Here is a 14,015-nt window from a genome sequence, read left to right on the forward strand (position 1 = left end):
AGGCCATGCCAGGCATGAACCAGCGCCCCCCGCATGGCCTGCGTCGTCCCCCCCACAATTACGATGGAGACACAACCGTGAGCAACGAAGATTCGGTGCATCAGTCCAGCATGAAGGCCGCCGTATGGCGGGGCCGCCACGATGTGCGCGTCGAGGAAGTGCGCGTTCCGGACAAGCCCGCCGAGGGATGGGTAAAGATCCGCGTGCATTGGTGCGGCATCTGCGGGTCGGACTTGCATGAGTATGTCGCGGGGCCGGTCTTTATCCCGGTCGATCATCCCCACCCGCTCACCGGCCTGAAGGGGCAATGCATACTCGGTCACGAGTTCAGCGGCGAAATCGCGGAGCTGGGTGCAGGCGTCACCGGTTTCCAGGTCGGCGAACGCGTCACCGCGGACGCCTGCCAGCATTGCGGGAAATGCTATTACTGCACCCATGGCCTGTACAACATCTGCGAGAACCTCGCGTTCACCGGCCTGATGAACAATGGCGCATTCGCGGAATACGTCAACGTGCCGGCGGAGCTGCTCTACAAGCTGCCGGAGAACTTCCCGACCGAGGCAGGCGCGTTGATCGAGCCGCTGGCGGTAGGGCTTCATGCCGTGAAGAAAGCCGGCAACATCGTCGGCCAGACGGTGGTGGTGGTCGGCGCCGGCACCATCGGCCTGTGCACGATCATGTGCGCGAAGGCGGCCGGCGCAGGACGCATCATCGCGCTCGAAATGTCGTCGGCGCGCAAGAAGAAGGCGCTCGAAGTCGGTGCCAACGTCGTCATCGATCCCAAGGAGTGCGATGCGATCGCGGAGGTCAAGGCGCTGACCGGCGGCTATGGCGCGGACGTGTCCTTCGAGTGCATCGGCAACAAGGCCACGGCGAAGCTTGCCATCGACGTGATCCGCAAAGCCGGCAAATGCGTGATGGTGGGGATTTTCGAAGAACCCAGCGCGTTCAATTTCTTCGAGATCGTATCGACGGAGAAGGAAATCATCGGATCGCTCGCCTATAACGGCGAATTCGCCGACGTGATCCGCTTTATCGCCGATGGCCGCATCGACGTGCAGCCGCTCATCACAGGGCGGATCTCCCTCGCCGACATTGTGTCGCACGGCTTCGAAGAGCTCGTCAACAACAAGGACGGCAACGTCAAGATCATCGTCCAGCCGATTGCCAGCCGGCCGGCTTTGACAGCCTGACGCCCTCTCGCTCCGACGGGCCGCGTTGACCGACGCGGCCGCCCCCTCCCCATCCCACCGGTATGCGAGCCTGCGCGATGCACCATCGCGCATCGGGCATCGGGCAGCGCGCGCGCCTCGCGTGCCGGGCTTTCATCGTACTGGACATGCCGGTCATGGAACCCCTCAGCCCCAATATCGAAGCTCAAGACACACCAGCGCTCGCGCCTGCCGGATTCGCGCTGCGGCCATTGGCATTCTCCGTGGCCGTATTCCTGATCGTGCACGGCGTCAGCCTTGGCGTATGGCGCCTGTTCGCGGACCCCAGGCAGGCCGTCTGGCAGTATGCTCCCCAGCCGTTCGGCATGTACCTCTTCTGGGGCATCCTGGTGCTCGTTTTCATCGGTTTCAACCTCGGCATGGCCGGATTCTCGGCGTTGAGGCAGCCCCTCCGGGGCTGCCTCGCCACCATCGTGACGCTGGCGCTGTCCTTCGCCCTCCCCGCCGTACTCGTCTACGGCTACGGCGAACTCGATCCGGCATTCAGCGCCATCAACGGCGCCGGCTATGGCGCGGCCGGCCTGATCGTGCTGATCGGCTTCTACGGCTTCGGCATACTGGCGACGGGCATGGCCGGATGGCCGTGGTCCGGCAGCGGCCTGAGCCCCGCGGCCAGCGGCCTTGCGCAACTCGCCGCCGGCGCCTGCCTCACCGGCCTGGGCTATTTCCTGCTGATCTACCCCGGCATATCGACCGCCACCACGCCGCATGCGGTCCTGCTGCCGCTGCCGGTAGCGATCGGCTGGTCCTATTCGGTCATTGTGGCGTGGCTGGCGACGTTCCTGATCTTCGACAACTGGCCGTGGAGCCGGCTGAGCCGGAAAAGCCATATGGCGCTTGCCGCGCTGGGCGGCAACATCCTGCTGGGCACGGCGCTCTATGCCGTGCATCTGGCCTTGCTCAGATGGGTGCTCATCCCGCCCGGCGCCGTCGAGAAGATCGGCGCGATGCTCCCAAGCTGGCCTGCGCAGCTGGGCGTATGGATCGCCTTCTGGCTGATCTTCTGGGCCAACGTCGCCGGCAACTGGCCCAACCGGTTCGGCGCCGGCACCAACCGGGCGATACGCGCCGCATCGTGCTGGGGACTTGGGCTGATCTCCTTCTTCGCCTATACGCGATGGTTCGCCGGCGCGGTGCTCCATGAAGCGGAGATCGTCCCCGGCTTTGGCGGCGATCCGCTTACCTGGGTCGATCTACTCAACTACGTCATGCTGATCTACGCGGTCTATTTCGAGTTCTACGGGCTCTCGAAAAAGACGGGCTGAAGCGCCCTCCACCGGCCTCATCGGCGCCCGGCGTGGCCTTGCCCTGCCCCGGCGGCGGCAGCCGCTTGCGGCGACAGATGTCCCGCCCGATGCGACATCTGTCTCGCCGCAAGGCGCGACAGATGTCTGCCGCGGGCCCGCCGGCAGGCCTGCCTTTTCCTCCCGCATCCCGCCTCCGGCAAGGCCTGGCGGGATGCGCCGCGCCGCGCGCCGCGCATCCCGGCCGCGCTGGCACCACTCTTGCGATCAAGGCTTGTCCGGCACCGCAGCCGGCCGCTGAAACGAAAGCAAGAGGAGACCCCGAATGGAACCCACCCCAAGCCATCTTCTGTGGATGTACGAGAAGATGATCGAGATCCGGCAATACGAAGAGACCATGGCCAAGGTCTACCTGGAAGGCAAGCTGCCGCCGAGGATCCAGAAAGGCCTGGCCTTCGATATCGGCGCCGGCCCGGTGCCGGGCGAGATGCATCTCTCGGCCGGGCAAGAGCCGGTGGCCGTGGGCGTATGCGCGCACTTGCGCCCGGAAGATACCGTGGTCGGCGCGCACCGCTCGCACCACTTCGCCATTGCCAAGGGCGTGCCGCTCGATGCCATGACCGCCGAGATGTTCGGCAAGGCCACCGGGCTCGGACGCGGCAAGGGCGGCCACATGCACCTGTTCCATCCCGAGACCAAGTTCTCCTGCAGCGGCATCGTCGGCGCGAGCTCCCCGCAGGCTTGTGGCGCCGCGCTGGCGGCGCGCAAGCTGGGCAAGGACTGGGTGGCCGTGTCCTTCTTTGGCGAAGGCGCGGCCAACCAGGGCTCGTTCCATGAGTCGCTCAATCTGGCCGCGTTGTGGAAGCTGCCGGTGGTGTTCGTCTGCGAGGACAACAAGTACGGCATCTCGGTGGAGAAATCCGCCTCCACCTCGGTGCCTTCCAACGACGTGCGCGCCGCCGGCTATGGCATGCCTGGCGTGCTGGTGGAGCGCAACGACGCCGTCGCGGTGTACCGCGCCGCCGGCGAGGCCGTGGCACGGGCGCGCCGCGGCGAAGGCCCCACCCTGATCGAAGTCAAGACCGACCGCTATCTCGGCCACTTCCAGGGCGACCCGGAAACCTACCGCCCGCGCGACGAAGCCAAGACCCTGCGCAGCGCCGACCCGATCCACGCCCTGGGCACTTCGCTGCGCGCCAGCGGCCTGCTCGACGACGCCGCCGAAGCCGCCTTGCGCCAGAGCGTCTCGGACCGCATCGAGGCCGCCTATGCGTTCGGCCGCAACAGCCCCTACCCCGCGCCCGCAGAAGCGCTGCAACACGTCTTCGTCCAGTAAGACCCGCACCCGCATAAACAGGAGACCAGCATGCAAACCGCACAGAGCGCGTCCCATGGCACGCGCACGCTCACCATGGCCCAGGCCATCGCCGAAGCCATCGGCCAGGAAATGGAGCGCGACTCGCGCGTCTTCGTGATGGGCGAGGACATCGGCAAGTACGGCGGCATCTTCAGCGCCACCACCGGCCTGCTGGACCGCTTCGGGCCGGATCGCATCATGGATACGCCGATCTCGGAGACCGCCTTCATGGGCGCGGCCATCGGCGCCGCCGCGGAAGGATTGCGCCCGATCGCGGAACTGATGTTCGTGGATTTCTTCGGCGTGTGCTTCGACCAGATCTACAACCACCTCGCCAAGAACACCTATATGTCCGGCGGGCGCGTGGGCCTGCCGGCGGTGGTGATGACCGGCATCGGCGGCGGCTACAACGATGCCGCCCAGCATTCGCAATGCCTGTATGCCAGCTTTGCCCACATGCCCGGCATGAAGGTGGTGGTACCGTCCAACGCGTACGACGCCAAGGGCCTGATGACTCAGGCCATCCGCGACGACAATCCGGTCGTGTTCTGCTACCACAAGGGCATCATGGGCCTGTCGTGGATGTCCTACTTCGAAGGCAGTACCAATGCCGTGCCGGAGCAAGCCTACACCATTCCCTTCGGGCAGGCACGGGTGGCCCGCAGCGGCCGCGACGTGACCATCGTCACGCTCTCGCAGATGGTGCAGAAATCGCTGCTGGCGGCCGAGCAGCTGGCGGCCGAAGGCATCGATGCGGAGGTGATCGACCTGCGCACCATCGTCCCGCTCGACCGCGAGACGGTGCTGCGCTCGGTGGCCAAGACCGGTCGCCTGCTGGTGGCCGACGAAGATTACCTGAGCTTCGGCCTGTCCGGCGAGATTGCCGCCGTCGTGGCGGAAAACCTCGACAGCGTGGCGCTGCGCGCGCCGGTGCGGCGCCTGGCGGTGCCAGACGTGCCCATCCCCTTCTCGCGCCCGCTCGAGCAATTCGTGATTCCTCAGGTCGACACCATAGCCGCGCAGGTCCGCGCCCTGGTGCAGGACCGCCCCCTTTCCTATCAACTGAAGCGAGAAGCAGCATGACCGACGTAACGATGGCCGACACCGTCTGGCAGGACGTGGAAGACGGCACCGAAGCCCTGTTGCAGGAATGGCTGGTCAAGCCCGGCGATGCGGTCAGCGCGGGCCAGCCGCTGGGCGTGGCCGAGCTGGTCAAGACTACCCATGAAATCGTCGCGCCCGTGGACGGCATCGTCGCCGCGCTGGCAGTGGCGGCGCAGGACACGTTCGGACGCGGCGCCGTGCTCGCCCGGCTGGAGCCGAGATCATGAGCCACAGTCTCGCTTCCGTGCTGAGCGGGCCGGGCGCCGCGGCAACGGCCGACGCCGGCGACCGCCTCATGCTGCCCCTGACAGGCATGCGTGGCGCCATCGCCCGCAATATGAGCGCCGGCTGGGCCGTGCCGCGGGTGGCGCATTCGGTCGAGGTGGACGTGACCCTGCTGGAACTGGCGCGCCACACCATGCAGAAAAACGTGGGGCCCGAGTGCAAGATCACCCTGACGGCCTTCGTGCTGCGCGCCGTGGCGCTGACCCTGCGTCAGCATCCGCGCCTGAACGCGCGTGTGCTGGAGAAGGAGATCGAGCTGATGCCGAACATCAACCTCGGCCTCGCGGTCAGCCTCGATGAGGGCCTGATGGTGCCGGTGCTGCGCGACGTGGATACCAGGACGGTGGCGGAAATCGCGGCGGAGAGCCGCGCCCTGGCCGCCGGCGCGCGCGCCGGCACGCTGCCGGCCGGCGCCTACCAGCGCGGCACCTTCACCGTGACCAACCTGGGCATGACCGGCATCGACAGCTTCACGCCCATCCTCAATGTGCCGCAGGCCGCCATCCTCGGCGTGACGCGCGTGGCCAAGCGGGCCGTCGTCAAGGACGACTGGATCGCGGTGGCGCCGATGATGGGCCTGCACCTCGTGTTCGACCACCGCGCGGTGGACGGCTATCCGGCCGCGCGCTTCCTGACCGACCTCAAGACGCGGCTGGAAACCGTGGAAGGCCTGTGATGCTCGCCCCCGCCTTCCTCGCCAGCGGCGCAGGCTGCACCGAAGAACAAGCCTGGAACCGGGCCCGCCTGGCGGAGCCGGTGCTGCGCCCGGCCGTGCGCCTGTGGACCTATGCCGCGCCAGGCATCGTGCTGGGCTGCGCGCAGTCATCCATGCGCGAGCGCCTGACCGGCTGCGCCACCCCGGTCGCGCAGCGGGACTCGGGCGGCGGCGCCGTGCTGACCGGTCCTTGGATGCTGTCGGCTTCGATCGTGCTGCCCGCCGGCCACGCGCTGGTCGGCACCGGTACGGTGTCGAGCTACCGCTGGCTGGGCGTGCTGCACGCCGGGCTGCTGCGCGATCTCGGCATTGCAGCCTACGCGGTGCCGCCGGAGGAAGTGCGGCTGGCCCCGCCGGCGGATACGCTGAAGTGGGCGTGCTTCGGTGGGCTCTCGCCCTGGGAGGTAGTGGTGGGCCAGCGCAAGATCGTCGGCCTGGCGCAGGTGCGCCGGCGTACCGGCGTGCTGCTCACCTCCGGCACGCTGATCGCAGCGCCCGATTGGCCGCTGCTATGCGCCGCGCTCGGCGGCGATCCCGCCGATGCCGACCGCCTGCGCGCCTGCACCACGTCCTGCGCCGAACAACTCGGCACGCCGTTGATGGCCACGGTGCTGGCCGAGCGGCTGCACCACATGCTGATCGACGTGCTCGGCGAGCCCTGCCACGGCCGCCCCAGGGCACGCCCGGCGCCGGCCTTCGGCACGCCGCACGCCGTGCCCAGCCCGTGCTGAATGGCACTGCCCCACAAGCCGCGACAAAGCGGCGGGAGGTGGCCGCCGGCAACAAGCAATGAGCGGGACAAGGAGCGGACAACGTCCGCGCCGCGGTCCCACAACGAATGGAGACAAAACAGATGAAATCCCCGCAACCTGCCGGCCCCGGCACCGGCACCGGCACCACCATGCGTACCCTGCGCAAGCAGCCCACCGTCTCGCGCCGGGGCTTCCTGCGCGGCGGCGGCCTTGCCGCGATCGGCGTGACAGTCACGCCGGCGGCGCTGGCCCAGCCGCCGCGCGAAGCCATGACGGCGCCGTTCCGCGCGCTTGGCCCGGCCACCGCGCGCACGCTGGTAGCCATGTCGCGCGACATCTTCCCCCACGACAAGCTGTCCGACCGCTACTACGTCGATGCCATCGCCCCGCTGGAGAAATCCGCCGCCGGCGACAAGGCCACGCGCGCCCTGCTGCAGCAGGGCGTCGCCGCGCTGGATGCGTCGGCACGCGAACGCTTCGGCCGTCCCTACGGCGAACTCGCCAGGGAAGGCGACCGCGTCGCGCTGCTGCAAGCCATCGAGACCACGCCCTTCTTCCAGAAGGTGCGCGGCGAACTGGTCACCGGCCTCTACAACAACAAAGCAGTGTGGCCCCTGCTGGGGTACGAGGGTTCATCCTGGGAGAAAGGCGGCTACCTGCACCGCGGCTTCGACGATATCGACTGGCTCTGAGCCGCCGGCACCGGCATTCCCCCCGACAAGAAGCCGCCCGGGCTGCGGCAAGCCCCCCGGAGCGGCGCATGGAGACAAGCATGGCAACGAAGTTCGACCTCAAAGACGACAGCGTGGTCGTCATCATCGGTTCCGGCGCGGGCGGCGGCACGCTCGCCAACGAACTGGCCCAGCGCGGCATACGCAGCGTGATCCTCGAAGCCGGCAAGCACTTTACGCAGGCCGATTTCGAGAACGACGAGTGGGAGATGTTCAACAAGATCTCGTGGCTGGACAAGCGCATCTCGGCCGGCGGCTGGCATCACACCAAGACCTACCCCAACCTGCCGGCCTGGATCGTCAAGGGCGTGGGCGGCTCCACGGTGCACTGGTCCGGCGTGGCGCTGCGCTTCATGCCGCACGACTTCCACAACCGCAGCACCTATGGTGCGGTGAAGGACGCCAACCTGATCGACTGGCCCATCACCTACGACGAACTCGCGCCGTTCTACGATCGCGCCGAGAAGAAGATGGGCGTGACCACCACCGCCGCCTCCGGCCTGCCGGCGCTGCCGGAAAACAACCACTACAAGGTGCTGGCGGCCGGCGCGCACAAGATCGGCTACAAGGAGATCGTGCGGCCGATGGCGGTCAACTCGCAACCCTATGACGGCCGCCCGGGCTGCATGCAGATCGGCTTCTGCATGCAGGGATGCAAGATCGGCGCCAAATGGTCCACCCTCTACACCGAGGTGCCGCGTGCCGTGGCCACCGGCAAGGCGGAATTGCGGCCGCAATCCATGGTGCTGCAGATCGAGCACGACGCCGCCGGCAAGGTCACCGGCGTGCTCTATGCCGACGAGCACGGCCAGCGCCAGTTCCAGCGCGCGCGCGTCGTCTGCGTGGCCGGCAACTCGATCGAATCGCCGCGTCTGCTGCTGAACTCGGCCAGCAGCAAGTTCCCGCAGGGGCTGGCCAATTCTTCCGGCCAGGTTGGCCGCAACTACCTGAACCACACCACCGCGGCAGCCGTGGCGATCCATCGCAAGCCGGTCTATATGTACCGCGGCACCGCGCTGGCGGCGGTGGTCTCGGACGAAGCCCGGCTCGACACGAAGCGGGGCTTCTTCGGCGGCTATCACCTGGAAGGACTGGCGCTGGGCCTGCCCTTCACCGCCGCCTTCATGAAGCCGGGCGGCTGGGGCCGCGAAGTCTCCTCGGCACTGGAAATGTACGACCACATGAGCTGTGTCTGGGTCTGCGGCGAAGACCTGGCGCAGGAGCGCAACAGCATCACCCTGCACGCCACCGAGAAGGACCAGTACGGCCTGCCGGTGCCGATCGTGAGCAAGACCGACCACCCCAACGATGCCGCCGTGCGCGCCCATGGGCTGGCCCAGTTCCGCAAGATGTCGGAGGCGGTCGGCGCCACCCGCGTGATCGACATGCCCCCCTACCCCGCCAGCCACAATATGGGCACCAACCGCATGAGCGCCAAGGCCAGCGACGGCGTGGTCAACCGCTGGGGCCAGAGCCACGACATCCCTAACCTGTTCGTCTCCGACGGCAGCCAGTTCGCTTCCAGTTCGGCGTCCAACCCCACCCTGACCATCGTGGCGCTGGCGATCCGCCAGGCCGAGTACATCGCCGGCGCGCTGCAACGTCGCGAACTCTGAGCCGCGCCGGGTGGCCGCCCGCCGCATTGCGGCAGGCGGCCAAATCGATTAGCGTAGAGCCAGCGCTGGGCCGGGCATCCGATCGCCGCCAGCCCCCACATGAACCGCCCAAGGAGACAACCGTGCTGCAACAAGCACACCGGGCACATATCGAGCGCCTGCTCGCCTTTGCGCAGCAGCCCGGCGCGGCCGAGGGCACGATAGAGCGTTCCTGGCTGCGCTGCTTCAACGACTATGGCCTCGACCCGAGCCGGCCGGTGCCTGCGTATATCGTGGAGGCGCAGCGCCTGCGCGAACACAAGGACCAGATCGAGGATTTTCTCGGCGTGGCGCGTACCGGCATGGAGCAGCTCTACAAGCGCGTCTCCGCCCTCGACTGCGTGCTGCTGCTGACCGACGCCCACGGCGTGACCGTGGACTTCATCGGCAACGACCACTGGGACCACGAGCTCAAGCGCGCCGGGCTCTACCTCGGCGCGGACTGGAGCGAGCCGCGCGCCGGCACCTGCGCGGTGGGCACCTGCATTGTCGAGCAGGCGCCGGTGACCTGCCACCAGACCGACCACTTCGACGTGTCCCATATCACGCTCACGTGCAACAGCGCGCCGCTGTTCGATCCCACCGGCGGCTTCCTGGGCGTGCTCGACGTCTCCGCGCTGAGCGCTCCGGCGCCGCGCGAAGGACAGCACCTGGCGCTGCAGATGACCACCATGTATGCGCAGATGATCGAGGACGCCAACTTCCTGCGCTACTTCCGCGACCAATGGATCCTGCGGCTGGGCTCGACCTGGTCGCTGGTGGACGTGGACAGCGAGATCATGGTCGCCTTCGACGCCGACGGCATCATCCGGGGCATCAACAGCGGAGGCCGGCGCAGGCTGCGGCTGGCCGACGCCGCCGAAGGACACGGCGGCAAGCCCCTGGATCTGCGCGGCCACCTGCTCACCGAAGTCTTCCGCGAAGACATGAGCGAGCTCTGGCGCATCGCCCACGCCGGCATGTCGTCCGAGCGCACCGCGGTGCGCACCCATGACCACGGCTTGTACTACGCCACCGCCATCGCGCCGCGCGGCGCGCCGGGCCGGCCCTCGGCGCCCGGGGCCCAGCCGGCGCTGCCGAGCGCGGAGGCAAGCGCCGCGCTGGACGCGCTCGGAGCGGGCGACCCGCAGATGCAGCGGCTGATCCTGCAGGCCAAGCGGCTTGCCAACAAGCCGCTCAATATCCTGGTGCATGGCGAAACCGGCACCGGCAAGGAAGTCCTGGCCAAGGCGTTGCACGCCGCCAGCGAGCGCCGCGGCAAATCCTTCGTCGCGGTCAACTGCGCCGCCATTCCCGAATCGCTGATCGAGAGCGAGTTGTTCGGCTATTCGCCGGGCACCTTCACCGGTGCGCGCAGTAAAGGCATGCGCGGCCTGATTGCGCAATCCGACGGCGGCACGCTGTTCCTCGACGAAATCGGCGACATGCCGCTGCACCTGCAAAGCCGGCTGCTGCGCGTGCTGTCCGAACGCGAAGTGATGCCGCTGGGCGCGGAGAAACCCATCCCGGTAGACCTGCGCGTGATCGCCGCCTCGCATCGCGACCTGCGCCAGCTGATCGCCGAACAATGCTTCCGCGAAGACCTCTACTATCGCCTGTGCGGCGCCACCTTGCACCTGCCGGCCCTGCGCGAGCGGCGCGACAAGGACTACCTGATCGCACGCATCGCCGCAGAAGAGGGCCGGCAGCTGGACATGCGGGCCGAACTGGCGCCCGCCACGCTGGCCCTGCTCCGCGCCTACTCCTGGCAGGGCAATGTGCGGCAATTGCGCAATGTGCTGCGCTTCGCGCTGGCCATGAGCGACAACGGCTTCATCGACACCGACGCACTACCGCCCGAGATCCTTGAGGGCACGCAGGAAAACCCGGCAGAAGCCGCGCCGGCGGCCACGCGGCCGCTTCCCGGCAACGAACGCGAAGTCCTGCTGGCGGCATTGCGGCGGAACAAATGGCGCATTACGCAGGTTGCGGTTCAGCTGGGGATCGCGCGGGCGACGGTCTATCGGCAGATGGAGCGATATGGGATAGTTGCGCCCAATCAGCAGTGATATATTTTCAAGCTATTTTTATTTATTTTTTTGTTTCATTTTTAAATTATTATGGACCTGATTTATGGCTGCAGGGACCTGACCAGCCGCTGAAGTACTCGCCGCGCAAGCGGTGAGGCCTCTCCCGCAAGGCTTGCGAGTCCACTATGTTTCACAATCCGGAAGCTGAGCGTCACAGCATCGACTTTTTCCGCATTTTTCGCCCATTTCCGGACTCATTACCGCGATCGCTGGAACTGCGGACGGATTTCTCCCAGCGAGCGCATGCGCACGAGGTTGTAGGCGGCCATGCTCAGCACAAACATCTGATCGACTTTCTTCAGGCCGCGCACCATCACCTGACGCATGCGCCCCACGGTCTTGATCCAGCCAAAGCCCTGTTCGATCAGCTTGCGCTTTTGTTGGGAGACCGCATGCCCGGCGCTGCAAGCACTGTCAGATTAGGACTAGTCTTTCACACGTCAATGTCCGTTTTCGATCCGCAAACGACGAGCCGACTGCGGAGCTTGAGCAGCTTAAGCCCTTCCTCCAGATTGCTGCGCAGACGCCCGAACGTCCATCGCTAACAGCGTCCCTTCGTTGGACCGTGCCATCTGGCGCCCCGAGGATCAAGCCCGACGCTTCTATAGATCAGCAGTTATCCGACCCGATGCTGGGGCCGGAGCAGGGCCTTGGCCGCCTCGGCGGACGACGCGCCCCACGCTCTCGACGTCCGTGCTGGCGAGCCGATATCCCACATTCCAGTGTCAAGATCCGGTCTGGAAGGGAGCCAATCGCGCCGGCCTGCTCAGTCGCGAGACTGAGCAGGCCATACTCTGACAGCGTTTCCAGAGTTCGACGTCCCTGGACATCTCCGCCCTCCCCATCCACTCGGACCACGGCGCTATTCATAACATTCAATTCATTGTCCCCACCTTAGAGTGCCCCCGACGCCCGGGGGATAAAGAAATGCTTCGCCCCAATATAGAGTGACAGCCGCAACGTCAACCAACCCGTTGCTTATTCCGTCAGGGTATAGGGTCCCACACCTATACCCTTTTTTTGCGCTCAATTGATAATAAAAATGATAATTCATATCATTCTTCTTCCCATCCATCCTGATTGACCTTTCACGGCGCCGGCTCAATTGCCATCGGCATGGCATCGGGCCAGGAGACACAGCACCGGACGGATGGGCGCACCGCATCGCTTCAGGCTGGGCGAAGGCAGCAGAACATGCCACCTGTTCTCGCGCAATCCGCTTCGGTTGCCTCTAGTCCAAAAAGACTACTTGAGCTTTTGACCCCATTACCTACGCTAAAGCCCGCCATGCGCTCGCCACGACAGACGGCCTGCGCAGAAGAGCAAATCAATGCCACTAAAACAAGACTGGGGTCATCGATATGACGGAACACATGCCCGGATCGCCTGGATGCGATAGTCGGCGCCATCTCTAAAGCCTCGGCTGCCGCCGGGCTTCCTGTTCTGCATCCACTGCTGGCGCCATCCGCCAAGGCTGCCCGACGCTTCATTGCATCGCCTTTGCCATCCCGAACAGCCGGCAGGACTCAGGCCGACCTCAGAAAAGGCAATCATCCAATGCAAGACGACACACCAGAGCATCAGCGGCTTGCCCTCGATTTCCATCAGCGCCATCTCAACTGGCTCCGCCTGGCAATCCGGCGTTATCGAGAACGGGATCCCGTGGCAAGCGTGGCACTGTCCGAGCCATACCGGGCGGGCTGGATCGAGTGGGAAGGCCAGACTTACTACTATGTTTGCGGCGTCGATGCACAGAGCATGCTCCGACTCGGCCAGGTTTTCTTCGCGGCTGCCCCGGGTACGCTCGCCCTGGTCGACCCGATAGCCTATCCCCCGCCGATCCTGGGTCTGTTTGCGCTGGATCCCCCGTCCCTCTATTTCCGCTCAGCAAGGGAGCGGTCGCTCGACGCCGGCCCGGATCCGTCCGCCGGCCTGTCTGCCACGCATGGTATCTAGCAGCCACGACTCGTGGGGTTCGGACCCCGGGCGCCATCTTCATCCGCTTCCGGCGCCCAGCGGCAGGTGTGACTGGACGATCTGCTGCAGAAGGAGAAGGCCATGCGCGCGGGCAGAATTGACGCCGGACTGTTAACGGACTATATTCAGTCCATCATTGCTATCCACAGGAGCCGTGCAATGCGAATCGCGGATCACGTCAAACCAATCAGCTATCTCAAAAGTGAAGCTGCACAGATCGTCAAGGACCTCGCCGAGTCCGGTGAGCCATTGATCATCACCCAAAACGGTGAGGCCAAGCTCGTTGTGCAAGACGTGCGCAGCTATGAAGCGGACCGGCAGACATTGGCCTTGCTGAAGATTCTGGCCCTTGGGCAAAAGCAGATCGAGCAGGAGAAGTTTTCCGACATCGATGATGTGTTTGCCGAACTGGATGAACTGGACCGGCAAGAAAAACGGCGCTGATGGCCTCCAATTTGCTGAAGGCGAAGCTTCTCGACAGCGGCAGAAGCGAACTGAAGCGGGTGCGCCGCTACGTTGTGGATGCATTTGGCATAGCCGTCTGGGAAGACTCCTATGCGCAGATCCAGGCGTCCATCACTCGCATCCGAGAGTTTCCGGAATGCGGCCATATCGTCGATGAGCTCAGTGGGCTGACCGCGAACAGGTTCCGCGAAGTGCCTTGCGGAAAGAATCGAATCATTTATGAATTCAGGGACGACACGATCTATATTCACCTGATCATCGATCAGCGTCGAGATCTGACTAGCCTGCTGCAGAAAATCATCCTGCAGGCGTGAGAAGGGTCGACCCGCAACGCGAACCTTCGCATCGATGATTTATCCCCGGGGCAAAGGCCAATCGCCTCCCATCACCTCGAGTCGGGGCGGCAGGATTCGAACCGCAGGCCGCCTC

The 14,015-nt window shown here is 65.7% G+C and carries 13 protein-coding genes and 1 pseudogene; 13 read left to right on the plus strand and 1 reads right to left on the minus strand.

The annotated features are described in order from the left end of the window. Nucleotides 1–110: 110 nt before the first annotated feature. The 10 genes from BKK79_RS34210 to BKK79_RS34255 all read left to right on the plus strand — a co-directional run bounded on the left by BKK79_RS34210 (nt 111) and on the right by BKK79_RS34255 (nt 11,123). Nucleotides 111–1,193: a 2,3-butanediol dehydrogenase gene (locus BKK79_RS34210; protein ID WP_071022476.1), complete on the plus strand. Its 1,083-nt coding sequence runs from the start codon at nt 111–113 to the stop codon at nt 1,191–1,193. Between the two features lie 77 nt (nt 1,194–1,270). Next, the gene (locus BKK79_RS34215; protein WP_232346389.1) at nt 1,271–2,497 is read left to right on the plus strand and encodes a hypothetical protein; all 1,227 of its coding nucleotides are present in this window, start codon (nt 1,271–1,273) and stop codon (nt 2,495–2,497) included. Nucleotides 2,498–2,801: 304 nt separating this feature from the next. Beyond that, the gene (locus BKK79_RS34220) at nt 2,802–3,812 is read left to right on the plus strand and encodes a thiamine pyrophosphate-dependent dehydrogenase E1 component subunit alpha (protein WP_071019690.1); all 1,011 of its coding nucleotides are present in this window, start codon (nt 2,802–2,804) and stop codon (nt 3,810–3,812) included. 30 nt (nt 3,813–3,842) lie between these two features. Continuing rightward, nucleotides 3,843–4,916 carry an alpha-ketoacid dehydrogenase subunit beta gene (locus BKK79_RS34225; protein ID WP_071019689.1) on the plus strand — a complete coding sequence of 358 codons (1,074 nt, stop codon included), beginning with the start codon at nt 3,843–3,845 and terminating at the stop codon, nt 4,914–4,916. Beyond that, entirely contained in the window at nt 4,913–5,164 is a 252-nt protein-coding gene (locus BKK79_RS34230) for a lipoyl domain-containing protein (RefSeq protein ID WP_071019686.1), read from the plus strand. Before BKK79_RS34225 ends, BKK79_RS34230 begins: the two co-directional genes overlap by 4 nt. Next, entirely contained in the window at nt 5,161–5,898 is a 738-nt protein-coding gene (locus BKK79_RS34235; protein WP_071019685.1) for a 2-oxo acid dehydrogenase subunit E2, read from the plus strand. Before BKK79_RS34230 ends, BKK79_RS34235 begins: the two co-directional genes overlap by 4 nt. Then, nucleotides 5,898–6,668, plus strand: a complete 771-nt coding sequence (locus BKK79_RS34240) for a lipoate--protein ligase family protein (protein ID WP_071040061.1) — start codon at nt 5,898–5,900, stop codon at nt 6,666–6,668. The genes BKK79_RS34235 and BKK79_RS34240 overlap by 1 nt, the downstream gene beginning before the upstream one ends. A 122-nt stretch (nt 6,669–6,790) precedes the next feature. After that, entirely contained in the window at nt 6,791–7,381 is a 591-nt protein-coding gene (locus tag BKK79_RS34245) for a gluconate 2-dehydrogenase subunit 3 family protein (RefSeq protein WP_198173372.1), read from the plus strand. 80 nt (nt 7,382–7,461) lie between these two features. Then, nucleotides 7,462–9,036: a GMC family oxidoreductase gene (locus BKK79_RS34250; protein ID WP_071040062.1), complete on the plus strand. Its 1,575-nt coding sequence runs from the start codon at nt 7,462–7,464 to the stop codon at nt 9,034–9,036. Between the two features lie 122 nt (nt 9,037–9,158). Then, entirely contained in the window at nt 9,159–11,123 is a 1,965-nt protein-coding gene (locus BKK79_RS34255) for a sigma-54-dependent Fis family transcriptional regulator (protein WP_071040063.1), read from the plus strand. 218 nt (nt 11,124–11,341) lie between these two features. On the opposite strand, the pseudogene BKK79_RS34260 reads toward BKK79_RS34255, so the two are convergent. Then, a pseudogene (locus tag BKK79_RS34260) lies at nt 11,342–11,554 on the minus strand (transposase); the annotation flags it as partial. Between the two features lie 1,147 nt (nt 11,555–12,701). Here BKK79_RS34260 and BKK79_RS34265 point away from each other — a divergent pair. From BKK79_RS34265 to BKK79_RS34275, 3 genes are all read left to right on the plus strand, one after another. Beyond that, nucleotides 12,702–13,100: a hypothetical protein gene (locus BKK79_RS34265; RefSeq protein ID WP_071040064.1), complete on the plus strand. Its 399-nt coding sequence runs from the start codon at nt 12,702–12,704 to the stop codon at nt 13,098–13,100. 180 nt (nt 13,101–13,280) lie between these two features. Continuing rightward, nucleotides 13,281–13,565, plus strand: a complete 285-nt coding sequence (locus BKK79_RS34270; protein WP_071040562.1) for a type II toxin-antitoxin system Phd/YefM family antitoxin — start codon at nt 13,281–13,283, stop codon at nt 13,563–13,565. Continuing rightward, entirely contained in the window at nt 13,565–13,900 is a 336-nt protein-coding gene (locus BKK79_RS34275; RefSeq protein WP_071040065.1) for a type II toxin-antitoxin system RelE/ParE family toxin, read from the plus strand. Before BKK79_RS34270 ends, BKK79_RS34275 begins: the two co-directional genes overlap by 1 nt. Nucleotides 13,901–14,015: the final 115 nt, after the last annotated feature.

Source organism: Cupriavidus sp. USMAA2-4, from assembly GCF_001854305.1.
Taxonomy (GTDB): Bacteria; Pseudomonadota; Gammaproteobacteria; order Burkholderiales; family Burkholderiaceae; genus Cupriavidus; species Cupriavidus malaysiensis.